General features: G+C 64.1%; 19 protein-coding genes and 3 rRNA genes. 7 read left to right on the forward strand and 15 right to left on the reverse strand.

Annotated elements, in window-relative coordinates; all coding sequences use genetic code 11:
- Positions 1 to 17: 17 nt before the first annotated feature.
- From ABQ271_RS12105 to guaB, 5 genes are all read right to left on the reverse strand, one after another.
- A complete protein-coding gene (locus tag ABQ271_RS12105; protein ID WP_349309001.1) occupies positions 18 to 1706 on the reverse strand; it encodes an ATP-binding cassette domain-containing protein in 1689 nt (562 codons plus the stop codon).
- Positions 1707 to 1835: 129 nt separating this feature from the next.
- Positions 1836 to 1952, reverse strand: a 5S ribosomal RNA gene (gene rrf, locus ABQ271_RS12110).
- A gap of 98 nt (positions 1953 to 2050) precedes the next feature.
- Positions 2051 to 5156, reverse strand: a 23S ribosomal RNA gene (locus tag ABQ271_RS12115).
- 390 nt (positions 5157 to 5546) lie between these two features.
- A 16S ribosomal RNA gene (locus ABQ271_RS12120) occupies positions 5547 to 7069 on the reverse strand.
- Together the 16S, 23S and 5S rRNA genes form the textbook arrangement of a ribosomal RNA operon.
- Before the next feature lie 543 nt (positions 7070 to 7612).
- Entirely contained in the window at positions 7613 to 9118 is a 1506-nt protein-coding gene (guaB, locus tag ABQ271_RS12125) for an IMP dehydrogenase (protein ID WP_349309002.1), read from the reverse strand.
- A 264-nt stretch (positions 9119 to 9382) separates the two neighbouring features.
- Between guaB and ABQ271_RS12130 the strand changes: the two genes are divergently transcribed.
- From ABQ271_RS12130 to ABQ271_RS12145, 4 genes are all read left to right on the forward strand, one after another.
- Positions 9383 to 10678 (forward strand): branched-chain amino acid ABC transporter permease, encoded by a 1296-nt coding sequence (locus tag ABQ271_RS12130; protein ID WP_349310902.1) that lies wholly within the window; start codon positions 9383 to 9385, stop codon positions 10676 to 10678.
- A gap of 3 nt (positions 10679 to 10681) precedes the next feature.
- Positions 10682 to 11659: a branched-chain amino acid ABC transporter permease gene (locus tag ABQ271_RS12135; RefSeq protein ID WP_349309003.1), complete on the forward strand. Its 978-nt coding sequence runs from the start codon at positions 10682 to 10684 to the stop codon at positions 11657 to 11659.
- 115 nt (positions 11660 to 11774) lie between these two features.
- Positions 11775 to 12653, forward strand: coding sequence for an ABC transporter ATP-binding protein (locus ABQ271_RS12140; protein ID WP_349310903.1), 879 nt, complete (start codon positions 11775 to 11777; stop codon positions 12651 to 12653).
- Complete coding sequence (locus tag ABQ271_RS12145) at positions 12650 to 13423, forward strand: ABC transporter ATP-binding protein (RefSeq protein ID WP_349309004.1); 774 nt, start codon at positions 12650 to 12652, stop codon at positions 13421 to 13423. Before ABQ271_RS12140 ends, ABQ271_RS12145 begins: the two co-directional genes overlap by 4 nt.
- A 131-nt stretch (positions 13424 to 13554) precedes the next feature.
- Here ABQ271_RS12145 and ABQ271_RS12150 read toward each other — a convergent pair whose 3' ends face one another.
- The 3 genes from ABQ271_RS12150 to groES form a co-directional block, all read right to left on the reverse strand.
- Positions 13555 to 14823 carry an ABC transporter substrate-binding protein gene (locus ABQ271_RS12150; protein WP_349309005.1) on the reverse strand — a complete coding sequence of 423 codons (1269 nt, stop codon included), beginning with the start codon at positions 14821 to 14823 and terminating at the stop codon, positions 13555 to 13557.
- Between the two features lie 529 nt (positions 14824 to 15352).
- Entirely contained in the window at positions 15353 to 16291 is a 939-nt protein-coding gene (gene rarD / locus ABQ271_RS12155) for an EamA family transporter RarD (protein WP_349309006.1), read from the reverse strand.
- 137 nt (positions 16292 to 16428) lie between these two features.
- The gene (groES, locus tag ABQ271_RS12160) at positions 16429 to 16725 is read right to left on the reverse strand and encodes a co-chaperone GroES (RefSeq protein ID WP_017203655.1); all 297 of its coding nucleotides are present in this window, start codon (positions 16723 to 16725) and stop codon (positions 16429 to 16431) included.
- A 151-nt stretch (positions 16726 to 16876) separates the two neighbouring features.
- Between groES and ABQ271_RS12165 the strand changes: the two genes are divergently transcribed.
- The 3 genes from ABQ271_RS12165 (at position 16877) to ABQ271_RS12175 (ending at position 19900) form a co-directional block, all read left to right on the forward strand.
- Positions 16877 to 18076 carry a class I SAM-dependent methyltransferase gene (locus ABQ271_RS12165; RefSeq protein WP_349309007.1) on the forward strand — a complete coding sequence of 400 codons (1200 nt, stop codon included), beginning with the start codon at positions 16877 to 16879 and terminating at the stop codon, positions 18074 to 18076.
- Between the two features lie 482 nt (positions 18077 to 18558).
- Entirely contained in the window at positions 18559 to 19170 is a 612-nt protein-coding gene (locus ABQ271_RS12170; protein WP_349309008.1) for an IS5 family transposase, read from the forward strand.
- The gene (locus ABQ271_RS12175; protein ID WP_349309009.1) at positions 19127 to 19900 is read left to right on the forward strand and encodes a hypothetical protein; all 774 of its coding nucleotides are present in this window, start codon (positions 19127 to 19129) and stop codon (positions 19898 to 19900) included. The genes ABQ271_RS12170 and ABQ271_RS12175 overlap by 44 nt, the downstream gene beginning before the upstream one ends.
- Before the next feature lie 207 nt (positions 19901 to 20107).
- Here the strand turns inward: ABQ271_RS12175 and ABQ271_RS12180 are convergent, their stop codons facing one another.
- From ABQ271_RS12180 to alr, 7 genes are all read right to left on the reverse strand, one after another.
- Positions 20108 to 20578 carry a hypothetical protein gene (locus ABQ271_RS12180; protein ID WP_349309010.1) on the reverse strand — a complete coding sequence of 157 codons (471 nt, stop codon included), beginning with the start codon at positions 20576 to 20578 and terminating at the stop codon, positions 20108 to 20110.
- A gap of 319 nt (positions 20579 to 20897) precedes the next feature.
- On the reverse strand, positions 20898 to 21371 hold the full coding sequence (locus ABQ271_RS12185; protein ID WP_349309011.1) for a hypothetical protein: 474 nt from the start codon (positions 21369 to 21371) through the stop codon (positions 20898 to 20900).
- The gene (gene tsaD, locus ABQ271_RS12190) at positions 21368 to 22456 is read right to left on the reverse strand and encodes a tRNA (adenosine(37)-N6)-threonylcarbamoyltransferase complex transferase subunit TsaD (RefSeq protein ID WP_349309012.1); all 1089 of its coding nucleotides are present in this window, start codon (positions 22454 to 22456) and stop codon (positions 21368 to 21370) included. The genes ABQ271_RS12185 and tsaD overlap by 4 nt, the downstream gene beginning before the upstream one ends.
- A gap of 1 nt (position 22457) precedes the next feature.
- Positions 22458 to 22955 (reverse strand): ribosomal protein S18-alanine N-acetyltransferase, encoded by a 498-nt coding sequence (gene rimI, locus ABQ271_RS12195; protein WP_349309013.1) that lies wholly within the window; start codon positions 22953 to 22955, stop codon positions 22458 to 22460.
- Positions 22952 to 23620, reverse strand: coding sequence for a tRNA (adenosine(37)-N6)-threonylcarbamoyltransferase complex dimerization subunit type 1 TsaB (gene tsaB / locus ABQ271_RS12200; RefSeq protein WP_349309014.1), 669 nt, complete (start codon positions 23618 to 23620; stop codon positions 22952 to 22954). The genes rimI and tsaB overlap by 4 nt, the downstream gene beginning before the upstream one ends.
- Positions 23621 to 23659: 39 nt before the next feature.
- Positions 23660 to 24163, reverse strand: coding sequence for a tRNA (adenosine(37)-N6)-threonylcarbamoyltransferase complex ATPase subunit type 1 TsaE (tsaE, locus tag ABQ271_RS12205; RefSeq protein WP_349309015.1), 504 nt, complete (start codon positions 24161 to 24163; stop codon positions 23660 to 23662).
- Positions 24160 to 25275, reverse strand: a complete 1116-nt coding sequence (alr, locus tag ABQ271_RS12210; protein ID WP_349310904.1) for an alanine racemase — start codon at positions 25273 to 25275, stop codon at positions 24160 to 24162. The genes tsaE and alr overlap by 4 nt, the downstream gene beginning before the upstream one ends.
- Between the last annotated feature and the right edge of the window lie 59 nt (positions 25276 to 25334).

A 25334-nucleotide genomic window follows, 5' to 3' on the forward strand; every position in this document is an offset into this window, starting at 1 on the left:
CGCCCCCGCCCCGCCGCTCACCTGGCTCTGCTCACGCGCTTCTCGTCCCAGACCGGCGCATCCGACTCGTACACCTCCCCATCGGACCCGAACACGAGGAACCTGTCGAAAAAGCGGGCGAACCAGCGGTCGTGCGTGACGGCGAGCACCGTGCCTTCGAACGAGGTGAGGGCGCTTTCGAGCGACTCCGCCGAGACGAGGTCGAGGTTGTCGGTCGGTTCGTCGAGCAGCAGCAGAGTCGCTCCCGAGAGCTCCAGCAGAAGGATCTGAAAACGGTCCTGCTGGCCTCCCGACAGGTTGTCGAACGTCTGCTCCGCCTGCGCGACGAGCCCGTAGCGGTCGAGGGCAGAGCTGGCAGCATCGCGCGGCATCCCGCTCCGTCGGTCATCGCCCCGGTGAAGGATGTCGAGGAGCGGTTTTCCGCTGAACTCGGGATGCCGGTGCGTCTGCGCGAACCACCCCGACACCACCCGGGCTCCGAGAGTCACACGCGCCTCATGATCCACAGGCTCCAGCGCGATGGCGGCATCCGTCACATGTCCTCGGATCGAGTCTGGTTCGGTGCCACCCGCCGCGAGGAGACGCAGAAAGTGCGACTTGCCCGACCCGTTCGATCCGAGGACCGCGATCCGGTCGCCGAACCAGACCTCGACATCGAACGGACGCATGAGACCGGTCAGCTCGAGGCTCTCGGCGACCACGGCCCGCTTTCCCGTGCGCGCGCCGCGAAGACGAAGATCGAGCTTCTGCTCCGTGGGCCGAGCCTCGGGAGGACCGGCCTCTTCGAACTTGCGCAGTCTCGTTTGTGCGGCTCGATACCGTGAGGCGAACTCATCGCTCGCGGCAGCCTTCACCTTCATGTCGGCCACGAACTTCTTCAGAGCCACGTGCTGCTCGTCCCACCTCCGCCGCAGCTCGTCGAGGCGCGACATCCGCTCGTCCCGGGACTGCTGGTAGGTTCCGAACCCACCGCCGTGGACCCACGCGGTACTTCCCGCAGCGCCGGCCTCGAGGGTGACGATCCTGTCAGCAGCCCGTGCCAGCAGTTCCCGATCGTGCGAGATCAGCAGAACGGTCTTGGCTGTCTCGCGCAGGCGTTCCTCCAGCCAACGCTTTCCGGGGACGTCGAGGTAGTTGTCCGGCTCGTCGAGGACGAGCACGGGATCAGAGCCACGCAGCAGGGCCTCGAGAGCGAGGCACTTCTGCTCGCCGCCCGAGAGCGTGACGAGCTCGCGGTACCGCGCTCTGTCGAACGGCGTGCCGAGTGCCGCGATCGTGCAGGTGTCCCAGACGGTCTCGTATTCGTATCCCCCGGCGTCCGCGTAGTCCGCAAGAGCGGATGCGTAGCGCAGCTGAGAATCGAGCACGTCGTTGTCGATCAGCGCATTCTCGGCCGTCTCCAATTCGCGGGCGGCGCGGGCAATGCGGGCGGGAGACACTTCGATCAAGAGGTCGTGAACAGTCTGGCCGTCGCCGCCGTGGCCGACGAACTGATCCATCACACCGAGCGACCCGTCGACGGAGACGACACCCCCGTGAGGCGTGAGGTCGCCGCGGACGACCCGCATCAGTGTGGTCTTGCCGGCGCCATTCTGGTCGATGAGCGCTGTCGTCTTGCCGGACGGCACCCGGAAAGACACGTCGTTGAGGAGACGACGCCCGTCGGGGAGGGTGAAAGAGACGTTCTGAACGTCGATGTGAGACACGATATGGTCCTTCCGCTCCCAGAGCGGAGCCGACCAGACTATCGAAGAATGTCCCATGCGCGCACACGAGAGTGCGCGTTAACCACGAAAGCCCCGACCAGCATTGGTCGGGGCTTTCGATCGAAAGAAGTCCGGCGGTGTCCTACTCTCCCACAGGGTCCCCCCTGCAGTACCATCGGCGCTGTGAGGCTTAGCTTCCGGGTTCGGAATGTAACCGGGCGTTTCCCTCACGCTATGGCCGCCGAAACACTATTGATGTTTCAATCTGCACAACGATTAAACGTTATGCGGTTCTCGACCGTACATCGAGAACCACTCAGTGGACGCAAGCACCTAAACGGTGTGTTATCAAGTCATCGGCTTATTAGTACCGGTCAGCTTCACGTGTTACCACGCTTCCACATCCGGCCTATCAACCCAGTAGTCTGGCTGGGAGCCTCTCACCCGAAGGTATGGAAATCTCATCTTGAGGCCGGCTTCCCGCTTAGATGCTTTCAGCGGTTATCCATCCCGAACGTAGCTAACCAGCGGTGCTCTTGGCAGAACAACTGGCACACCAGAGGTTCGTCCAACCCGGTCCTCTCGTACTAGGGTCAGATCCTCTCAAATTTCCTACGCGCGCAGCGGATAGGGACCGAACTGTCTCACGACGTTCTAAACCCAGCTCGCGTACCGCTTTAATGGGCGAACAGCCCAACCCTTGGGACCTACTCCAGCCCCAGGATGCGACGAGCCGACATCGAGGTGCCAAACCATGCCGTCGATATGGACTCTTGGGCAAGATCAGCCTGTTATCCCCGAGGTACCTTTTATCCGTTGAGCGACAGCGCTTCCACAAGCCACTGCCGGATCACTAGTCCCGACTTTCGTCCCTGCTCGACCTGTCAGTCTCACAGTCAAGCTCCCTTGTGCACTTACACTCGCCACCTGATTGCCAACCAGGTTGAGGGAACCTTTGGGCGCCTCCGTTACTTTTTGGGAGGCAACCGCCCCAGTTAAACTACCCACCATGCACTGTCCCTGAACCGGATTACGGTTCGAAGTTAGATATCCAGAGTGACCAGAGTGGTATTTCAACAATGACTCCACGGTAACTGGCGTCACCGCTTCAAAGTCTCCCACCTATCCTACACAAGCCACACCGAACACCAATACAAAGCTATAGTAAAGGTCACGGGGTCTTTCCGTCCTGCTGCGCGTAACGAGCATCTTTACTCGTAATGCAATTTCGCCGAGTTCGCGGTTGAGACAGTTGGGAAGTCGTTACGCCATTCGTGCAGGTCGGAACTTACCCGACAAGGAATTTCGCTACCTTAGGATGGTTATAGTTACCACCGCCGTTTACTGGGGCTTAAATTCTCAGCTTCGCCTTGCGGCTAACCGGTCCTCTTAACCTTCCAGCACCGGGCAGGCGTCAGTCCGTATACATCGTCTTGCGACTTGGCACGGACCTGTGTTTTTAGTAAACAGTCGCTACCCACTAGTCTCTGCGGCCTCCACGCCCTTTCGGAGTAAATCCTAATAAGCGGAAGGCCCCCCTTCTCCCGAAGTTACGGGGGCATTTTGCCGAGTTCCTTAACCACGATTCTCTCGATCTCCTTGGTATTCTCTACCTGACCACCTGAGTCGGTTTGGGGTACGGGCGGCTTGAACCTCGCGTCGATGCTTTTCTTGGCAGCATAGGATCACCCACTTTTTATCCGCATCGTGTCTCAGCCTATGTGAGAGACGGATTTGCCTATCTCTCGGCCTACGCACTTGCCCCGGGACAACCATCGCCCGGGATGGGCTACCTTCCTGCGTCACACCTGTTAATACGCTAGCCGCACCAGAACGGGGTCGAGCGTTAGACCGGCCGGCTTCACCCCGAAGGGATCCACTCAGCCGGGTTAGGACTCTTAGCACCACTGGATTAGCTTGGGCGGTTCTTCGCCGGTACGGGAATATCAACCCGTTGTCCATCGACTACGCCTGTCGGCCTCGCCTTAGGTCCCGACTTACCCAGGGAAGATTAGCTTGACCCTGGAACCCTTGGTCTTTCGGAGGACGTGTTTCTCACACGTCTTTCGCTACTCATGCCTGCATTCTCACTCGTGTAGCCTCCACGGCTGGTTCACACCGCCGCTTCGCTGGCCACACGACGCTCTCCTACCCATCAACCCGGCTGGACCACGAAGGCCTACCAATAATGTCAATGCCACAGCTTCGGTGGCGTGCTTGAGCCCCGTTACATTGTCGGCGCGGAATCACTTGACCAGTGAGCTATTACGCACTCTTTCAAGGGTGGCTGCTTCTAAGCCAACCTCCTGGTTGTCAAGGCAACTCCACATCCTTTCCCACTTAGCACGCGCTTTGGGACCTTAGATGGTGGTCTGGGTTGTTTCCCTCTCGACTATGAAGCTTATCCCCCACAGTCTCACTGCTGCGCTCTCACTTACCGGCATTCGGAGTTTGGCTGACGTCAGTAACCTTGTAGGGCCCATCGGCCATCCAGTAGCTCTACCTCCGGCAAGAAACACGCAACGCTGCACCTAAATGCATTTCGGAGAGAACCAGCTATCACGAAGTTTGATTGGCCTTTCACCCCTATCCACAGCTCATCCCCTCAGTTTTCAACCTAAGTGGGTTCGGTCCTCCACGACGTCTTACCGTCGCTTCAACCTGGCCATGGATAGATCACTTCGCTTCGGGTCTAGGACATGCGACTGAATCGCCCTATTCAGACTCGCTTTCGCTACGGCTACCCCTCACGGGTTAACCTCGCCACATATCGCTAACTCGCAGGCTCATTCTTCAAAAGGCACGCTGTCACCCCTACTAAGGAGGCTCCAACGGTTTGTAAGCAAACGGTTTCAGGTACTATTTCACTCCCCTCCCGGGGTACTTTTCACCTTTCCCTCACGGTACTTGTCCGCTATCGGTCATCTGGGAGTATTTAGGCTTATCAGGTGGTCCTGACAGATTCACACGGGATTTCTCGGGCCCCGTGCTACTTGGGATACTCTTCGCGTCAAGAGAGGCATTTCGACTACGGGGTTGGCACCCTCTATGACCCGCCTTTCAATGCGGTTCGTCTATACCTTCTTGTAACGCCGACAGATCGGCAGAACTGTCTGAAAAGTCCCACAACCCCGAATACGCAACTCCTGCCGGATATCACACGTACTCGGTTTAGCCTGTTCCGGTTTCGCTCGCCACTACTAACGGAATCGCGGTTGCTTTCTCTTCCTGTGGGTACTGAGATGTTTCACTTCCCCACGTTCCCTCTACCCGCCCTATATATTCAGGCGGGAGTCACTAGGTCGGCACGCCGCCCAGCGGGGTTTCCCCATTCGGACACCCTCGGATCAAAACTTGCTTATCAGTTCCCCGAGGCTTATCGCAGATTGCTACGTCCTTCTTCGGCTCCAGATGCCAAGGCATCCACCGTTTGCTCTTAAAGACTTGAAATCACATGAGTTGAATCGTCAATCGAAATTGACTAATGATCTTTAAGATCATCTTTCTGAACCGATCAAAGATCAGTTCAAAGATGCTCGCGTCCACTGTGTAGTTCTCAAAGTACGGGCGGTACCCTCCCCACGCCGGCAACACCGACACAGAAAAGGCCCTGAGGTTCGTCATGCCACAACCCGAAGGTCACAACACATCCGGTCCCTCAGGACCCAACAGCGTGCATGTGCAAGAAGCCTCACCCCGAACCGTTCCAGACCCGAAGGCCGTACTAAATTCGAAGGTCACCCTCCCACACCTCGTCAAATGTTCCACCCATGAGCTCCCAGCGAGAACATTCGTCTCGATCTGGGTTCTGGAAGACCGAAGTCTTCAGATGCTCCTTAGAAAGGAGGTGATCCAGCCGCACCTTCCGGTACGGCTACCTTGTTACGACTTAGTCCTAATTACCGATCCCACCTTCGACGGCTCCCTCCACAAGGGTTGGGCCACCGGCTTCAGGTGTTACCGACTTTCATGACTTGACGGGCGGTGTGTACAAGACCCGGGAACGTATTCACCGCAGCGTTGCTGATCTGCGATTACTAGCGACTCCGACTTCATGAGGTCGAGTTGCAGACCTCAATCCGAACTGGGACCGGCTTTTTGGGATTCGCTCCACCTCGCGGTATTGCAGCCCTTTGTACCGGCCATTGTAGCATGCGTGAAGCCCAAGACATAAGGGGCATGATGATTTGACGTCATCCCCACCTTCCTCCGAGTTGACCCCGGCAGTATCCCATGAGTTCCCACCATTACGTGCTGGCAACATAGAACGAGGGTTGCGCTCGTTGCGGGACTTAACCCAACATCTCACGACACGAGCTGACGACAACCATGCACCACCTGTTTACGAGTGTCCAAAGAGTTGACCATTTCTGGCCCGTTCTCGTATATGTCAAGCCTTGGTAAGGTTCTTCGCGTTGCATCGAATTAATCCGCATGCTCCGCCGCTTGTGCGGGTCCCCGTCAATTCCTTTGAGTTTTAGCCTTGCGGCCGTACTCCCCAGGCGGGGAACTTAATGCGTTAGCTGCGTCACGGAATCCGTGGAATGGACCCCACAACTAGTTCCCAACGTTTACGGGGTGGACTACCAGGGTATCTAAGCCTGTTTGCTCCCCACCCTTTCGCTCCTCAGCGTCAGTAACGGCCCAGAGATCTGCCTTCGCCATCGGTGTTCCTCCTGATATCTGCGCATTCCACCGCTACACCAGGAATTCCAATCTCCCCTACCGCACTCTAGTCTGCCCGTACCCACTGCAGACCCGAGGTTGAGCCTCGGGATTTCACAGCAGACGCGACAAACCGCCTACGAGCTCTTTACGCCCAATAATTCCGGATAACGCTTGCGCCCTACGTATTACCGCGGCTGCTGGCACGTAGTTAGCCGGCGCTTTTTCTGCAGGTACCGTCACTTTCGCTTCTTCCCTGCTAAAAGAGGTTTACAACCCGAAGGCCGTCATCCCTCACGCGGCGTTGCTGCATCAGGCTTTCGCCCATTGTGCAATATTCCCCACTGCTGCCTCCCGTAGGAGTCTGGGCCGTGTCTCAGTCCCAGTGTGGCCGGTCACCCTCTCAGGCCGGCTACCCGTCGACGCCTTGGTGAGCCATTACCTCACCAACAAGCTGATAGGCCGTGAGCCCATCCCAGACCGAAAAATCTTTCCAACTGCTGACCATGCGGTCGCAGCTCATATCCAGTATTAGACGCCGTTTCCAGCGCTTATCCCAGAGTCAGGGGCAGGTTGCTCACGTGTTACTCACCCGTTCGCCACTGATCCACAGAGCAAGCTCTGCTTCACCGTTCGACTTGCATGTGTTAAGCACGCCGCCAGCGTTCATCCTGAGCCAGGATCAAACTCTCCGTAAAAGAAAAATACTGACAACGACCGGAATAGGCCGAAGCAGCGAGTTTGAACTGACCAAACAGATAAATCATTGCTGACTATCTAATGCCGACTTCCCGGAAGAAGCCGGACTTTGATCCAAAGGAATCTCACCCAGCCGAAACTGGGTAGAGGTTATTTGGCATTTGACAAGTGCACGCTGTTGAGTTCTCAAGGATCGGATGCTCCCACACCACCCGCAAGGGCTTCGTAGTGAGGCAACTTCTCTACCTTAGGACGAGTCTCGCAGAACCGTCAAACCCGACACGCCGTGAATCTCGAGAGATTCTCGTGTGCGGTTGGCGGCAAAGAGAGCACGTCCCGCGGCCCACGTCCTAGATCTGCGATCAGACCCAATCGCAGAGCGACTGTTTCTTATCGGAGTGGGGTGGTTCGCCATCTTGAGGGCGGCGGGCCTTTCGGCCTCTCGCTCTTCCCTGTGGGGCGAACAAGTAATAAGTTACGCGGGGATCCGGGGGCGGGCAAATCTGGCCCGCATCCCGGGCGTGTCGAGCCCGCAGGCCCGCTCAGCGCTTGTAGTTCGGGGCCTCGACGACGATCTGGACGTCGTGCGGGTGGGACTCCTTGAGCCCGGCCGAGGTGATGCGCACGAACTTGCCGCGAGCCTTCAACTCATCCACAGTGCGGGCGCCCACGTAGAACATCGACTGCCGGAGTCCACCGACGAGCTGATAGGCGACGGCGGAGACCGGGCCGCGGTACGCGACCTGCCCTTCGATGCCCTCGGGGATCAGCTTGTCGTCGCTCGGAACGTCGGCCTGGAAGTAGCGGTCCTTCGAGTATGAGGTCTTCTTCCCTCGGGTCTGGAGTGCACCGAGGGAGCCCATCCCCCGGTAGAGCTTGAACTGCTTACCGCCCTGGAACACCACTTCACCCGGGGACTCGTCCGTACCGGCGAGGAGCGAGCCCAGCATCACGGTGTCGGCACCGGCGACGAGTGCTTTCGCAATGTCACCGGAGTACTGCAGTCCGCCGTCCGCGATGATCGGGACCCCCGCTTCTCGAGCGGCGAGGGATGCCTCGTAGATCGCGGTCACCTGAGGAACGCCCACACCCGCGACGACGCGCGTCGTGCAGATGGAGCCCGGGCCGACACCGACCTTCACGGCATCCACCCCTGCATCGATGAGAGCCTGCGCTCCTTCGCGGGTCGCGACATTGCCGCCGATCACGTCGATGTGGGCGAAGGACTCGTCTGCCTTGATCCGCTTGACCATGTCGATGACACCGGCCGACTGTCCGTTGGCCGTGTCGACCACGATGACGTCGACACCGGCATCCCGCAACGCTTCGGCGCGCTCCCACGCGTCCCCGAAGAAGCCGATCGCCGCGCCGACGCGTAGCCGGCCCTGGTCGTCCTTCGTCGCGAGGGGGTACTTCTCGCTCTTGTCGAAGTCCTTGATCGTGATGAGCCCGGCGAGCTTGCCCTCGTCGTCGAGGAGCGGCAATTTCTCGACCCGGTGGTGGGCGAAGAGAGCGATCACCTCGTTGGCGCCGATCCCCACGCGGCCGGTGACCAGACCGTCGCTGGTCATGACGTCGCGCACCTTCGTGGTCTGGCGTTCGAAGCCGGACACGAAACGCATGTCGCGGTTGGTGACGATGCCGACGAGCTTGCCCTCGTCGTCGATGACGGGGAGCCCCGAGATGCGGTATTGGCCGCAGAGATTATCGACTTCTTCGATGGTGGCGTCGGGCGTCGTCGTGATGGGGTCGGTAATCATGCCCGACTCACTGCGCTTCACGCGGTCGACCATCTTCGCCTGATCGACGATGGAGAGGTTGCGGTGGATGACGCCGATGCCACCCTCGCGAGCGATGGCGATGGCCAAGCGCGCTTCTGTGACGGTGTCCATCGCTGCCGAGATAAGAGGAGTCGCGACGGTGATGCGTCGCGTGACCCGTGAAGAGGTGTCCGCCTCGGACGGGATGACATCCGTGTGGCCGGGCAACAGCAGGACGTCGTCATACGTCAGTCCCACGAATCCGAACGGGTCGTTGTGCTCGCTCATGCGCGCTCCTTCTCGATCACGTCGATTCTAAGCGCCGAGGGCCGCGTGGTATTCCCGTGCGGCACTCCCGCAGAGCCACCAATCGCCGCTCCGCCTTCGCACCCGAGTTGCGCCTCCGAAACACGCAGGCAACAATCAACCAATACGTTCAGGTGTCGCCGAAGCCACCGAACACTGGTACCCCTCGGCGCGTTCGACCACTCAACTCAGGAGGTGCCAGTGGCGATCACCCCGACGACGCGCACTGTCCGTCGCCCGGGGCGGATGACACGTCGCGTGTCCGCCCTCGCCGCGTTACTCTTCGCGGCGATCGTGCTCCTCGTAGCGATGCCCGCTGCGGCGTTCGCTGCGGCCCCCGACACTCCGGGAGCCGACCAGGAGAAGACCTCTTTCTACTTCGCGGGCGTCATCACTTTCGACGATAAGCCTGTGCCCGACGTGTCCATCTCCGTCGAGGGCGGTGCCGCCTTCGAGGCGACCACTATCACCGACGCCGACGGTCGCTGGCGCCTGTATGTCCCCGAGAAGGATGAATACACGTTGACCGTGGACGAGTCGACGCTCCCGAAGGGTGTCATCGTCGAGGGCGATTCCGCCTCGCAGAAGGTGGAGTTCGGACTCACCGGGTCGAAGATCGTCAACCTCTTCCTCGGGGAAGGTCAGCGACAAACGCAATCTTTCGCCGATCAGCTCGCATCCCGGTTGTTCAACGGCGTGAACTTCGGCCTCCTGCTGGCTCTCGCCGCGATGGGCGCAGCTCTGATCTACGGGACCACGGGACTCTCCAACTTCGCGCACGGTGAGCTGGTGACGTGGGGCGCGCTGATCGCGATGGTCTTCAGCACCATGTGGCAGTTGCCGCTCTGGCTGGGCGTCGGTGCTGCGGTACTGGGAGGTGCCGCCCTCGGATTGGCGTCAGACGCCGCCATCTGGCGACCACTCCGCCGCAGAGGCCTGGGCGTCGTTCAGCTCATGATCGTCAGCATCGGGCTATCGCTCGCCCTGCGATACACCTATCAGTTCGTCGTCGGCGGTTCGACGTACCAACTCCCCGGCGCGAGTCCTGCACCGATCCAACTGGGACCGATCTCGGTCTCCTACATCGACTTGATCAGCATGGGCGTAAGCATCATCGTGATCCTGGGTGTCGCGTACTTCTTGCTCGGCACCCGCATCGGCAAGGCGACGCGTGCCATCTCCGACAATCCGCAGCTCGCTGCCGCGTCCGGTATCAACGTCGACCGCGTCGTGCGGATCGTCTGGATCCTTGCCGGCGTGCTCGCTGCCCTCTCGGGCGTGCTTTGGGCTTACTTCCGCCCTGGCGTCAAGTGGGATATGGGCACCCAGATGTTGCTCCTGATCTTTGCGGCGATCACGCTCGGCGGGCTCGGCACCGCCTTCGGCGCACTCCTCGGATCCCTCATCGTCGGAATCGTTGTCGAGACGTCGACGCTGTGGATTCCTTCAGACCTGAAGTACGCGGGCGCGCTCGTCGTACTCATCCTCATCCTGCTCGTGCGACCACAGGGTCTGCTGGGCCGTAAAGAGAGATTGGGGTAGCCCATGGACTGGGGTGCCATCGTCGGAAACACGCTCAGCTATCTGCTGAGCCCCATCACCATCGCCTACGCCCTCGCGGCGACCGGATTGGCCGTACATTTCGGCTACGCAGGTCTCCTCAACTTCGGCATGGCCGGCTTCATGGCATTGGGTGGCTACGGCTACGCGATCTCTGTGCTCAGCTTCGGCCTGCCGTGGTGGCTGGGGATGCTCATCGGGCTGCTCCTCGCAGCAATCTTCGCCCTCGTCCTCGGAATCCCGACGCTGCGTCTGCGTGCGGACTACCTCGCCATCGTGACAATCGCGGCGGCCGAGATCGTTCGCCTCCTGTTCACCACTCAGCTCTTCGACGAGTACACGAACTCTGCGGACGGGCTCGGCAACTATCACGGCGGATTCCGTGACGCCAATCCGTTCCCCGATGGCTCTTACGGGTTCGGGCCGTGGACGTTCAATGCCGATGGCCTGTGGGTGCGGGTGTTCGGTCTGCTCATGCTCGCCATCGCCCTGTTCGTCGTCTGGTCGCTCGTGCGAAGCCCCTGGGGCCGAGTGCTGAAGGGCATCCGCGAAGACGAGGACGCGGTCCGTGCACTCGGGAAGAACGTCTTCGCCTACAAAATGCAGGCACTCGTGGTGGGCGGGGTCATCGGCGCCCTCGGCGGAATCGTGTTCGTCCTCCCCTCAGCGGTTGTCCCCTCGAGCTACACGACATCGCTGACGTTCTTCCTGTGGACGGTCCTTCTGCTAGGCGGCGCCGCTACGATCATGGGCCCCTCGATCGGAGCTGTCCTCTTCTGGATGGTGATGGCGCTGCTCGGCAATATGCTGCCCGAACTCGCCGAGCAGGGGCTCCTTCCGATGACGAGCATTCAAGCGGGCACGCTCCGCTTCATCCTCGTGGGACTCGCGCTGATGCTGCTGGTCATCTTCCGACCGCAGGGCCTTCTCGGCGACAAGAAGGAGATGACCTTTGTCAAGTGATCTGACACCCGACAACCCCGCGGCAGCGGCGTCACCGACCGGCTCGGTTCGACGCCCAAAGACCGCGGGCCTTGCCAAGGGGGACAACGTTCCGGGCGTCGCGAAGAACGATCCCATCCTGGTGATCGATGACGTCCAGCGCCGCTTCGGCGGGCTCACTGCGGTGGATGTCCAGCACCTCGAGATTCCCCGCAACGCCATCACCGCGTTGATTGGACCGAATGGCGCAGGCAAGACAACGCTGTTCAACCTGCTATGCGGCTTCGACAAGCCGAACAGCGGCCGCTGGTCCTACGACGGGAAGAACCTCGCCGGCATCCCCGCCTTCAAGGTGGCTCGCATGGGGCAGGTGCGCACATTCCAGCTGACGAAGGCGCTCGCTCTCTTGACGGTGCTCGAGAACATGAAGCTCGGTGCACCCGGACAGCGCGGCGAGAAGTTCTGGCAGAGCTTTGTACCGCGCGTGTGGCGTCCGCAGGAGAAGCAGATCGAGGAGAAGGCTCGCGGTCTCCTCGCACGCTTCAAGCTCGACACCAAGGAAAAGGACTTCGCGGCCAGCCTCTCCGGCGGCCAGCGGAAGCTCCTGGAAATGGCGCGCGCACTCATGAGCGACCCCAACCTGGTCATGCTCGACGAGCCGATGGCTGGCGTGAACCCTGCCCTGACGCAGTCTCTCCTCGACCACATCATGGACCTCAAAGAGCTCGGCATGACGGTGCTCTTCGTCGAGCATGACATGCACATGGTGCGCCACATCGCCGACTGGGTCGTCGTCATGGCTGAGGGCAAGGTCGTCGCAGAGGGCCCGCCGGACACTGTCATGCAGGACAAGGCGGTCATCGACGCGTACCTCGGTAGCCATCAGGATGTCGACCTGGGAGTCGTGACGGGCCGAGTCCCCGGCGAAATCGACGAGTCTGCGCGCGAGATGCTCGCAGAGATCGAAGAAGTGGAGGCGTCCTCGAGCACGGACGCCGAGAAAGAGGACAAATGACCGAGGCATCAGGAGTGGCGTCTCCGCAGGCCGGGCCGATTGACCAGCGCGAGCTCGTCGTCGAGGTCAAAGACCTGCTCGCCGGTTATCTACCTGGCATCAACATCATCAACAACGCCAATTTGATCGCCCGCAAGGGTGAACTCATCGGCATCATCGGTCCGAACGGCGCGGGTAAGTCAACCCTGCTCAAAGCCATCTTCGGCATGGTTAAGGTTCGTGGCGGCGAGATCAACGTCGACGGCGAGAGCATCATCGGGTTGAAGTCCGACAGCCTTGTCCGCCGCGGTGTCGCGTTCGTGCCGCAGACGAACAACGTCTTCCCCTCGCTCTCGATTGAGGAAAACCTGCAGATGGGTCTGTATCAGCGGCCCAGCGCGTACAAAGAGCGGCTGGAGTTCGTCACATCGATCTTCGCCGAACTCGGCAAGCGTCTGAAGCAGCGCGCCGGCTCCCTTTCGGGCGGCGAGCGTCAGATGGTGGCGATGTCGCGGGCCCTCATGATGAACCCGTCTGTCCTGCTACTCGACGAGCCGAGCGCCGGCCTCTCCCCCGTGCGCCAGGACGACGCTTTCATTCGCGTCTCCGACATCAACAAGGCCGGCGTCACGACGATCATGGTCGAGCAGAACGCCCGCCGCTGTCTGCAGATCTGCGACCGCGGCTACGTACTGGACCAGGGACGCGACGCCTATGAGGGCACCGGCCGCGAGCTACTCAACGACCCCAAGGTGATCGGGCTGTACCTGGGCACCCTCGGCACTGACTGATTCCTGTCACGAAGCCCCCGCAGCTCCGGCTGGCGGGGGTTTCGTCGATCTCAGGCATCTGCACGCGCGGACCCGGGCAAAAGGACAGCGCCCGGGGGATGCCCCCGGGCGCTGTCCTCAATGATGCGCGATCAGTTGATGCGCGTGTGGGTGTTGTCGGCCCCGTACTGGAAGATGCCGATGGTCGCCTCAGTCGGGTCGCCGTTCTCGTCGAACGTGACCGGGCCGGAGTAGCCGTCGTAGTCGGCTGTACCGCCATCGAGGATGATGTCGGCGCAGTCGGCGAACGTCGTGCACTTTTCTCCCTCGCCGCTACCGCCGGAGACTTCCTGAAGCTTGCCGGCGATCGCGGTGCCCGTCGTGTCGTTGGCAGCGAGGGCGCCGAGCGCGAGGAGCACAGCTGCGTCGTACGACTCAGCCGCGTAGGACTGGTCCTCGAGCTCGCTGTTGCCTGCAGCGGTCCACGCAGTGTTCAGACGCTCGACGAAGTCGTCCTCGAGCACGGGTCCGGGCGTCGTGCCCTGAGCGCCCTCGAGCGAGACGCTGACGTCCTTGCCCCACTGCTTGAGGTTTCCGTCGACGAGGTAGAAGTTCTTCGCGTCCTGGCCCGCGTTGACCAGCAGGGGCGCGATGGTCGCGAACTCATCGAACGTGATTGCGACGATAGCGTCGGGGTTCTCCGCAGCAACCGTTGCCACCTGCGCGTCGAACGAGGTGTCACCCGTGTTGAACGACGACTCCGCGACGACCTTGCCGCCGGTTCCCTCGAACACTTCCTTCACCACGTTGCGCAGGCCCGTGCCGTACGCGTCGTTGATGTAGATGATGCCGATCGTGCTCTTGCCGTCTTCCGCGATCTTGTTCGCGAGTACCTCACCCTGGAGCAAATCGCTGGGAGCGGTACGCCAGTAGAGGTTGTCATCGTCCCACGTGGTGAAGTCGGGCGACGTGTTGGCGGGCGAGAACGTGATGACACCCTCGGACACATTGCTGTCCAGGAAGAGCTTCGTCACGCCGGATGCCGCGGCACCGATCATCGCCGACACGCCCTCGTTCTGAAGGCGGGGAACCGTAGTCTCGAAAGCTTTGTTGTCGGTGTCGCCCGAGTCTCCGGTGCTCAGGTCGACGGTGATGCCCTTCTTGGCTTCGTTGATCTCGTTCACCGCGAGGAGCACACCAGCCTCTTCAGGCGGGCCGAGGAACGCGAGGCTGCCCGTCTGCGGCAGGACCGTGCCGATCTTGAGTGTCAGGTCTTCGCGCTCCATGGCGGGACCGCTCGACGAAGACGACGCCGGGGCGGCGGGAGAACCGGCGCAGCCGGCGAGGACGAGGGCGGTCGCGCTGGCGAGGGCGATGCCGCCCATGGCTTTTGCGACGCGCGATCGGGTGAAGACGCTCATTGTGCTCCTTGCTGTGGTGGCACGGATCGGATCGGGTCCGGCCCGGTGTGATCAACCTAGCGGGACGCTCGTCTCCTCGATGTTGCCGTTCGTTAACGATGTGTAACGAGGTGGATGCGCTCCCATGGCTACGCCCGTGCCGAACTCCGGCGCACGCGTAGCCATGGAAGCGGCGGCCTCAATGCGAATAGCTGAAGTACCAACCCTCGTGTCCGCGGAACTCATCCACAAGGAAACACGAACCCACCGTGTGACCCGCTCTCTGGATTATTCGCCGATCAGACTGACACAACGACAGCGTTATGTAGGGCCCCGCTGTCCCTGAGTGGGCTGACGCTGCTGTCGCGGGCAACAGTGATAGAACAGCCGCACCGGCGACAGCGAGAGCTGTAAGACGTGCAGATCGTTTGATGGACATGGATCGGACCCCCTGTGATCGGGTCGGCCGTCTGGCCGATTCTCCCGCACAGTCCAGCACACCGTGTTGCCGGGGCACATTAGAAGTTCTTCAAGCGGCATCCAGCCCGATTCAGACCGGGCCGGGAACGGATGTCACCGCACGGGCACGCTGGCGCCGCGAAATGACGAGCGAATCGACGGCGAAGACGGCGATGGCGATCCACACGAGACCGAACCCGATCCAGCGCTCGAAGGGCATCGGCTCGCCGAGGATGAGAACGCCCGTGAGGAACTGCATGATCGGCGCGATGAACTGCAGGATGCCGACGACGGTCAGGCTCGTGCGCCGCGCACCGGCGGAGAAGAACAGGAGCGGGATGGCGGTGACCGCACCCGCCAGCAGAAGGAGCACGGTGTGCGGTGCGCCCTCGCGGCCCATCGTCAGGCCGGAAGCCACCCCGACGACGATGAGCTGGATGACGGCGATCGGAATGAGCCAGAAGGATTCGAGCGTGAGGCCACTGACGGCATCCACCGAGGGTCCGATGCGCTTCTTCACCAGTCCGTAGGTCGCGAAGCTGGCAGCGAGGCCGAGCGCGATCCACGGCACGGAGCCGACGGCGACGATGATGACGACGACCGCGAGGCCGGCGATGCCGACGGCGATCCACTGGGCGAGACGCAGTCGTTCCTTCAGCACGATGACACCGAGGAGGACGGTCGCGATCGGGTTGATGAAGTAGCCCAGGCTCGTCTCGACGACGTGGCCCGACAGCGTGCCGATCAGGAAGAGCTGCCAGTTGACGTAGATGAGGAGGCCCGCGAGGAGCGTCCACAGCATCAGTCGGCGGTCACGGAGGATGACGCGCATCCGCCCCCAGCCGCGCGTGATCGCGAGCAGCGCGACGCAGAAGACGAGGCTCAGCAGGATGCGCCAGCCGACGACCTCCCACGGGGTGGTGGGAGCGAGGCTGACGAAGTACAGCGGCAGGAACCCCCAGAGCACGTAGGCGCTGAACACGAAGATCCCGCCGAGGGAGCGTTCGCGGGCGGCCTGCTCGGGTGTCATGAGCACAAGCCTACGACGGTCATGACACCAACACGGCGCCGAAGACTGCCGACCTCCGCTCGGATCCTGCCAGCGCCGCGGGAAAGCCGAAGGGCCCGGATGCCGAAGCATCCGGGCCCTTCAGAAGGTGCTGAACGTCAGCGGACGACGACCGCCAGGACGTCGCGAGCCGACAGCACGAGGAACTCGTCAGCACCGAACTTCACCTCGGTGCCGCCGTACTTGCTGTACAGGACGCGGTCGCCGACGGCGACGTCGAGCGGAACACGGTTGCCGTTGTCGTCGATGCGACCGGGGCCAACGGCCACGACCTCGCCCTCCTGGGGCTTCTCCTTGGCAGTGTCAGGGATGACCAGGCCACTCGCGGTGGTCTGCTCGGCCTCGACCTGCTTGATGACGATGCGGTCTTCGAGCGGCTTGATGGAAACCGACACGGTCTACCTCTTTCTTGCTGGTGGGGTCCTGCTTCAAGACTCATCAGCACTCGGTTACCGAGAGTGCTAACGAAAGTCTAGGGCGCGGCTGGCACTCATGCAACGCGAGTGCCAACAGAGCTCCGGAGGTCGCAACGCCTAGGCTGGCCGGATGGAACAGGCCGAGCTGACCGCCCTCCTGACCCCGCAGGGATTGCGCATGGTGGACGAGGTCGGACCCCTGGCATCCACCGCCGAGGTCGCTGCCGCCGTCTCGCGCCTACGGGCCGCAGGCCACTCCCCCGACCTCGTGTCCGCGGTCGTCGGGCAGGCCCACCTGCGGGTGCGCGCGGCGAGCAAGTTCGGACCGTTCGCAGACCGCATGCTTTTCACCCGGGCAGGACTCGAGCAGGCGACACGACTCGAGGTCGCCGCGCGTCACGCGGGGCGGTTCCGGGATGCCGGGGCGCACCGCGTCGCAGATCTCGGCTGCGGCATCGGCGGCGACGCTCTGGGCCTGGCCGGCCTCGGACTCGACGTGCTCGCGGTCGACGCCGACGAGACGACGGCGGCCCTCGCGGCGTACAACCTCGCGCCGTTCGGCGACGCCATCACCGTGCGGCACGGCAGCGCGGAGGACACCGACCTCGACGGGTGGGATGCCGTCTGGCTCGACCCCGCCCGCCGCACCGCCGGGCACACCGAGACGACGCGCACCGCGCCCGGGGACTGGTCGCCGTCCCTGGACTGGGCGTTCACTCTGGCGGAGCGGATGCCGGTGGGCATCAAGCTCGGTCCCGGACTCGACCGCGGCATGATCCCCGACGGCGTCGAGGCGCAGTGGATCAGCGTCGACGGATCGACGATCGAGCTCGTCCTCTGGTCGGGATCGCTCCGGCGTGACGGCGTGCGCCGGTCTGCGCTCGTCATCCGTGGGGGCGCGGCTGCGGAGCTCACGTCGGCCGGTGACACAGAAGACGAGCCGGTCCGCGCGCTCGGCGCGTTCGTCCACGAACCGGAGGGCGCCGTCATCCGCGCTCGCCTCATCGGCGATGTGGCGCGGAGCCTCGACGCCGGGATGCTCGGCGGCGGCACGGCCTACCTCACGTCAGACACTCCGCTCACCAACCCGTTCGTCCAGTCGTTCCGCGTGCGCGAGGTGCTGCCGCTCAAGCCCGCTGCGATCAGCGCGGCGCTGCGGAAAGCCGATGTCGGCACCGTCGAGATCAAGAAGCGCGGCGTGGACGTGGACCCGGCGCAGTTCCGGAAGAAGCTCGCGCTGCGAGGGCCGGCATCCGCCACTCTCCTCCTGACCCGGATCGGCGAGGGGCGAGACGAGAAGCGGGTCGCCCTGCTCGCAGACCGGGTGTAGCCGGCGGGTTCAGCCGCGCGTCAGCCGACTGAGGCGAAAAAAGCGGGAGCCGCCTCATCGCACAATGCGGGGATATCGTGTTCCCAGGCGCCTGTTCTGAAGCCGGACACGCTAGGGCGTGTTGCTAAACCCTCGAGTGAGTGGCTGGAGCGATTGTTGATGGGTGTCGCGTGATGTGATTTCTGACGAAGTCTGGGCTGCGATCGGTTCGCTCTTCCCCCGTGCGAGGGCGACAGGTCGGCCGCCGGTGGACCGTCGTATGGTGGTGGAGGCGACGGCGTGGCGGTTCCGCACCGGTGCGCCGTGGCGGGACGTACCGGAGCGATTCGGGAACTGGAACACGATTTACAAGAACTTCAACGGCTGGGCTGAGCAGGGCGTCTGGGCAAGCGTGCTCGAGAAGATGCAGTCTCTCGCGCAGCAGGCTGGTGACGTGGATTGGGTCGCCTCGATCGACTCGACAATCGTTCGCGTGCACCAGCATGGGGCGACGCTTCCGCGCACCACAGGGGGCTCCTCAGAACTACAAGAAGTTCGGCGATGAGCCGCCCGATCATGCGATTGGACGTTCCCGGGGCGGTTTGACGACGAAGAACCACTTGGTCTGTGATGGGAAGGGCCGCGCTCTCGCGTTCATTCTGACTCCGGGTCAAACTGCCGACACGATCATGCTGGGCGCGACGCTTGAACAGATCCGCGTGCCGGCCGGTCGAGGTCGTCCGCGGCCCCGTCCGGACCGGGTGATGGCGGACAAGGGTTACCCGTCCAGAGCGAACCGTGCTTGGCTGCGGACACGCGGGATCGCGGCGACGATCCCGGAACGCGACGATCAGATCACTCATCGTCGTAAGCGCCGCGGGCGGCCGATCGACTTCGGCGACGAGCAGCGCAGCCGCTACCGCGGCCGTAACGTTGTCGAGCGATGCTTCAACAAGCTCAAGCAATGGCGGGGCATCGCGATGAGGTCAGACAAGCTCGCCCGCAACTACCACGCCGGACTCTGCCTCGCCTCTACCCTGCACTGGCTGAGCTCGCGTGCGATCATTTCTCATGCCGTCCTTCCCAGGGAACCTTCCCGCCGCGCCGAACCGTAAACCGGACATCGATGACGACTTCAGCACCGGACTGAGCTCGGAACGATGGGTTGCAAGCTATCTGCCGCAGTGGACGACCGCAGAGCGGGCGCGCGCACACTACGAAATCGTTGCCGCCGGGATCGAGCTGCGGATCGACGCTGACCAGCCCGATTGGCGCCTCGAAGATGCGCCTCTACGTGTCTCAAACCTGCAGACCGGCGTCTATTCCGGGCCGGTCGGCTCCTCGATCGGGACGCATCGCCACCGCACCGATCTCGACGTGCGTACCGAGACACCACAGAGCCTCCTGTTTGCACCGTCACGCGGGCGGGCGGAAATCACCGTCTCCGCGACCCGAGCCGCCAACTGCATGCTCGCGGCATGGCTCGTCGGAACCGAACACCGATCCCCGACAGAGTCCGGCGAGATCTGCATCTTCGAGATCGACGCCGACGCCATCGGGGAAACCACCATCGCCCGCACCGGCATCAAAGCACACCACGACCCGGACCTGACCACCGACATGGCCGAGGTCGTCGTCCCCCTAGACGCCTCTTCGCCCCACACCTGGACGGTGGTCTGGGGCGAAGGCGAGACCGTGATCGGATGCGAAGGCCGCACGCTTCGACGGATCGCGCAGGCCCCCGACTATCCGCTGTTCCTTATGATCGACCTCTTCGAGATCGGACCACGCGAAGGCAGTTACCCAAAGTCCGCCACAATCCACCACGTCCGCGCATGGCGGTAGACCGCGACCGATCGCGGTTTAGCAACACGGCCTAGATGACAACCCCTGCCACCCGACCCGTTTCGAGCAGCCATTGATCTAGTCGTTCCGCCTGGTGAGCGGCGCTAGGTGAATGTTGCTCCGAGACCGGATGGGACAGGACGAACACTGCCGCGACCCCAGACACGACGTATCGTGCGAAATCCCTCCGACTAACGTGCATGCCTGTCACCCCCTCAACTCTAAAATCGCGAGTTCCTCACTCGGCAGCTCACGCGATGCCAGCTCTTGGAGCGCATCGATCAGGCCGCCCGTGGCGGGAACAGAGCATCCCTTATCTTCGAAGAAGATGTGCCCTCGAGCCACATACACGTCAGTGGGCTCGGGCTCCTTAGCGCCGTCGCTGCTCTGGGAGTCCTCCCAGGTCAAGTACAACCCGCCGGGCAGGCCGTCGTCCTGAGTCGCTGTGCAGTCGGCTATCGCAACGGCATCAGAGATGAGGGACACGAACTTTTCACGCTCGTCGCCACGGAGTGTGAAGGCCGCTCCTTCGCGGCCAGAGTAGACGCCGGAGCGAACTTCCAGCGATGACCCGCCAGCGCCGCTCGAATGGCCGCTGCTTCCCGCACAACCCGAGAGCGCCAAAACGAACAAGAACGAACACGTCCCGACGATGTAAGCCTTATGTGACGAAGTCATGGTTTTAGTTGATCGTCTTCCTACTCTGACCTTTTCCCCTATATGCGCCACAGTAGAGCGAATACGGCCCTCGGTCCGCGGCGGTTGGGGAGGTGATTTTGTCTCCGGAGTTGTCGTAGTTTCGAGCATTGGTCTGGCCAGGCTTGTGGCACCAGTAACCCGAAACGCACCGCCTCCAAAAGTGATAGTCGGTCCCTGGCCAAATGGCTAGCGCAATGCGGATGCTTTCAGAAGAACACGCGCCATCGTAGCCATCCCTGGAGATCGCACTTTCTAAAGCACCCTCGGTGAGCGAGGTGAACATCGCGCCCGCCGCGCGTCAGCCGAAGAGGGCACCCTGAGACGCGGCCCACCACAGCCAGCCAGCGCTGTACACCAGCGAGGCGAGGCTGAGCCCGAGGCCCCAGAAGGCGGTCTCGCGCTTCTCCCACGGGCGCCGGAGCGCGAGGACAGCGAGCACGACGCCGATCAGGCCGATGGGGAACCCCCACCCGACGAAGCAGGCGAGCACGAGGCCGAGCGTGCCGAACAGGAGCGACCAGCCCGCGCTCCGCGGGAGGGCCGGCGGACGGCGGATCCACTGCGCCTCGGGCGCGACCACCGCATCGGGTTCCGGATGGATCGCGAGGGGAGGCGCGATGGGAAGCGGCTGCGTCAACTCGCGTCGGAATCCACCTCGGTGCGCCCCCGGAAGGGCGGAGTCGGTCGGCGGGTGGGCGACGTCATCCGAGGCCGGCTCGACAGCCGGCACCCGGCCCGGTGCGGGGGGAGGCGGCATCCGCTCGTCGGTCATGAGGACGCCGCCACCTGGATCGTCGTGACCGGCAGAGTGGAGTCCGCGCCGAAGGCGAGCGTCGAGGCGGGACGTCCGCTCGTGATGAGCTCCGACGCGAGCGCGGCGATCATCGCGCCGTTGTCGGTGCAGAGCGACAGCGGCGGGATACGGACGGCGACGCCGGCGGCCTCGGCTCGCTCGAGCGCGACGTCACGGAGGCGCTTGTTCGCGATCACGCCGCCGCCGAGGAGCAGCCGGGGAACGCCGTGACGCGCACACGCGTCGAGGGCCTTGGTGACGAGCACATCGACGACCGCTTCGCGGAAGGATGCCGCGACGTCGGGCACCGACAGGGGCTCCCCCGTCGCCTCGTGCTGCTCGACCCACCGGGCGACCGCGGTCTTGAGGCCCGAGAACGAGAAGTCGTAACGGTGCTCCGCCATGTCCGAGGCACGCGACATCCCTCGCGGAAAGCGGATCGCGCTCGGATCGCCGGTCGCGGCGGCACGGTCGATCTCAGGACCGCCGGGGTAGGGCAGTCCGAGGATGCGGGCGATCTTGTCGAAGGCTTCGCCGGCGGCGTCATCCATCGTCTCGCCGAGGAGCTCGACGTCGGAGACGAGATCGCGGACGAGGAGGAGCGACGTGTGCCCGCCGCTGACGAGGAGAGCGACGGTCGGGTACTCGACCTCGTCGCCGGTGAGGATGTCGGCGGCGATGTGACCGACGAGGTGGTTCACGGCGAAGAGCGGCTTGTCGAGGCTGACGGCGAGCGCCTTCGCGGCACCGACGCCGACCATCAGGGCGCCGGCGAGACCGGGTCCGCTCGTGACGGCGACCGCGTCGATGTCGGCGAGGGTGACCTGCGCCTCGGCGAGCGCCGCCTCGATGGCGGGCTGCAGCGCCTCGAGGTGGGCGCGGGCCGCCACCTCGGGCACGACGCCGCCATAGCGGGAGTGCTCGTCCATGGAGCTGGCGATCGTGTTGGACAGGAGCGTCCGCCCGCGGACGATGCCGATACCGGTCTCGTCGCAGCTCGTCTCGATGCCGAGCACCAATGGTTCGTGTGCCAGGGGTTCGTGTGCCAGGGGTTCGTGCGCCATGTCAGCACCAGCCCTTCTCGGCTGTCGGGGCGGCCGTGACGCGCGCTTCCCAGGCGACGAGGTTCAGCTGCATGACGATCGCGTCGACGTCGTCGGGCTGGTAGTACCGGGGGCGACGGCCGACCTCGGCGAAGCCCTCCGACACGTACAGCGCCGTGGCACCGGGGTTGTCGGCACGCACCTCGAGGAACATCTCCCGGGCGCCGCGGGAGCGCGCTGTCGCGAGGAGTTCCCGCAGCAGTGCGCGCCCGCGGCCGTGGCCCCGGGCATCCTCGGCGATCGCGATGGTCTGGATGTCGGCATCCGCTGCGCCCTCGACGGCACGGACGCCGCCGTAGCCGACGAGGCGACCGGCCTCGACATCGACGACGTAGCGGCCGTGGGGTGAGGCGAGTTCGCCCGCCATGAGCGCTTCGCTCCAGGCGTCGGTGGGGAAGGACGCGCGCTCGAGACGCATGATGTCGTCGAGGTCGGCGGATGTCGCGGTGCGGAGGGTCACTGGCCGACCTTCTTCCGCGGGCCGGGCATCGTGACGTCGGGGGCCCGCAGGTACAGCGGCTCGCCGATGTCCTCGATGCGAGCGGCGGCGACGGCGCGGGCTGCGACCAGGGCGACCATCGCTCCCGGGATCGCGGTCGTGTCGCGCCGCTCGGCCCCGTGCTCGGCGAGCGCGGCGTCGATGTCGTCGCGCTTCACGAGGGATTCCTCGGTGACGCGCACCGGGAGGCCGTCGTCGTCGATCCCCTCGTAGACGGTGAAGGCGAACTCGCGCCGGCGCGCGTCGGTGACGACCGCGAACCGGGGGACGTCGGCGAACGGGTCGGCCAGCAGCACCGCGAGGGCCGCCGCGTCGTGGCTTCGCACGGGAACGACCGGGATGCCGCGGCCCAGGGCGAACGCACGTGCCGCCGCGATGCCGACCCGCAACCCCGTGAACGGGCCGGGGCCCATGCCCGCAGCGACGTGGGTCAGGGTGACGGGTTCGGGGGCGCCGGTCGCACCGATCGGGCCGTGCGCGGCATCCGTCAACACCGTCTGCAGGAGCGACCCGATGATCTCGGCGTGACCGAGCGGGTCCGCGCTGGCGGCCTCTGCTCGCACCGCACCGTCGGCGTCGGTCACGGCGACGGCCGTGCCGAGGGAGGTGTCGATGCCGAGGATCACAGGGTCAAGGGTATCCGGGAGCGCGCGGAGGAGCCGCGGTCAGGGTCGCCGGGTGACGGTGACGATGCGGGGGGCGGCGTCTTCGAGCTCGGCGGCGTAGTGACCGGTGGTGCCGCAGGCGTTGTCGACGCCGGTGCCGCTCCAGCCGCGCTCGATCTCGAGCTCCCACCAGGTGTCGACGAGACCGTCGACCATGCCCCGCCCCCACTCGACGATCGTGACGGCATTGTCGGGGTCGAGACCGAGGTCGTCCAGCTCGGCCGGCGAGCCGAGTCGGTAAGCGTCGACGTGAACGAGCGGCGGGCCGCCGACCTCGGACGGGTGCGTGCGGGCGATGACGAACGTGGGGCTCTGCACGGGACCGCGGATGCCGAGGCCCTCGCCGATCCCGCGGGTCAGGGTCGTCTTGCCCGCGCCGAGCGGACCGGTCAGGACGATCAGGTCGCCGGCGCGCAGCACGGCGCCGAGGTCGCGGCCGAGTGCTTCCATGTCCTCGGGGGAGGCGATCTCGCGGCGCCCCTCGAACTGCTCGATGCCGGTCATGACCGCACCTCTCGTCGCGGCACGCGCGGGCCGATGCGCGTGACGATCTCGTAGTTGATGGTGCTGGCGGCCTCGGCCCAGTCGGTCGCCGCGGGCACGCCCGTCGCGGGGTCGCCGAACAGCACGGCTTCGTCGCCGACTGCGACCGGCTCGTCGCCGACGTCGACGACGAACTGGTCCATCGCGATACGTCCCGCGACGGGGAAGGTGCGGCCGTTGATGGAGACGGGACCGGAACCGGATGCCGCGCGCGGCACCCCGTCGGCGTAGCCGATCGAGATGAGGGCGAGTGTCGACTCCCGCTCGGTGCGGTGCAGGTACCCGTAGGACACACCCTGCCCCGCGGGCACGCGGCGGACGGCGGCGACCGCGGCTCGGAGGGTCATGGCGGGGCGAAGTCCGAGGTCTGCCGAGGAACGGTCGTCGAAGGGCGACAGACCGTAGATCGCGACGCCGAGACGGACGCAGCCGAGGCGGGCCTCCGGGAGGCCGATCGCGGCGTGGGAGGCGGCGATGTGCCGGAGCGGTGGGCGGAGACCGGCGGACTCGGCGGCGGCCTGCGCGACCGTGAAGCGCGAGAGCGCGGTGCGGTCGTCGTCCGGCGAGGTGTTGGAGAGGTGACTGAAGATGCCGAGGACCCGGATGACGCCCTCTCGCTCGAACTCGGCCGCCTCCGCGAATACACGGCCGTAATCGGCCGGTGCGACGCCGTTGCGGCTGAGGCCAGTCTCGACCTTGAGCTGCACGATCACCGGCCGGTCCACGGACCCGGCGCGAGCGGCGGCGCGGAGCTGCTCGAGACTCGAAACACCGAGCTCGATGTGGGCGGCAGCGGCGTCGGCGAAATCGACGCCCGGCGCGTGCAGCCAGGCGAGCACGGGCGCGTCGATGCCGGCATCCCGCAGTTGGAGGGCCTCGGGGATGTCGGCCACCGCCAGACGGGCCGCTCCCCCGGCGAGCGCCGCGCGCCCGGAGCGCTCCGCGCCGTGTCCGTAGCCGTCGGCCTTGACCACGGCGATGACCTCGGACGCCGTCAGACGCGCGAGGTGGCGGACGTTGTGCTCGATGGCGCCGACGTCGATGACCGCCTCACGAGCGACGCCCTCCGGCATCCGGTTGGGGAGGGGCATCCGGTTGGGGAGGGGCATCCGGTCGGGGCGGGGCATCCGGC

Source organism: Microbacterium sp. MM2322 (assembly GCF_964186585.1).
Classification (GTDB): domain Bacteria; phylum Actinomycetota; class Actinomycetes; order Actinomycetales; family Microbacteriaceae; genus Microbacterium.

Excerpts from the sequence above, each read along its gene's own strand:
- guaB (WP_349309002.1), bottom strand. The coding sequence starts at position 9,118 with ATGAGCGAGCACAACGACCCGTTCGGATTCGTGGGACTGACGTATGAC.
- ABQ271_RS12130 (WP_349310902.1), top strand. The coding sequence starts at position 9,383 with ATGACACGTCGCGTGTCCGCCCTCGCCGCGTTACTCTTCGCGGCGATC.
- ABQ271_RS12135 (WP_349309003.1), top strand. The coding sequence starts at position 10,682 with ATGGACTGGGGTGCCATCGTCGGAAACACGCTCAGCTATCTGCTGAGC.
- ABQ271_RS12145 (WP_349309004.1), top strand. The coding sequence starts at position 12,650 with ATGACCGAGGCATCAGGAGTGGCGTCTCCGCAGGCCGGGCCGATTGAC.
- ABQ271_RS12150 (WP_349309005.1), bottom strand. The coding sequence starts at position 14,823 with ATGAGCGTCTTCACCCGATCGCGCGTCGCAAAAGCCATGGGCGGCATC.
- rarD (WP_349309006.1), bottom strand. The coding sequence starts at position 16,291 with ATGACACCCGAGCAGGCCGCCCGCGAACGCTCCCTCGGCGGGATCTTC.
- ABQ271_RS12165 (WP_349309007.1), top strand. The coding sequence starts at position 16,877 with ATGGAACAGGCCGAGCTGACCGCCCTCCTGACCCCGCAGGGATTGCGC.
- ABQ271_RS12170 (WP_349309008.1), top strand. The coding sequence starts at position 18,559 with ATGGGGCGACGCTTCCGCGCACCACAGGGGGCTCCTCAGAACTACAAG.
- ABQ271_RS12175 (WP_349309009.1), top strand. The coding sequence starts at position 19,127 with ATGCCGTCCTTCCCAGGGAACCTTCCCGCCGCGCCGAACCGTAAACCG.
- ABQ271_RS12180 (WP_349309010.1), bottom strand. The coding sequence starts at position 20,578 with ATGACTTCGTCACATAAGGCTTACATCGTCGGGACGTGTTCGTTCTTG.
- ABQ271_RS12185 (WP_349309011.1), bottom strand. The coding sequence starts at position 21,371 with ATGACCGACGAGCGGATGCCGCCTCCCCCCGCACCGGGCCGGGTGCCG.
- tsaD (WP_349309012.1), bottom strand. The coding sequence starts at position 22,456 with ATGGCGCACGAACCCCTGGCACACGAACCCCTGGCACACGAACCATTG.
- tsaE (WP_349309015.1), bottom strand. The coding sequence starts at position 24,163 with ATGACCGGCATCGAGCAGTTCGAGGGGCGCCGCGAGATCGCCTCCCCC.
- alr (WP_349310904.1), bottom strand. The coding sequence starts at position 25,275 with ATGCCGGAGGGCGTCGCTCGTGAGGCGGTCATCGACGTCGGCGCCATC.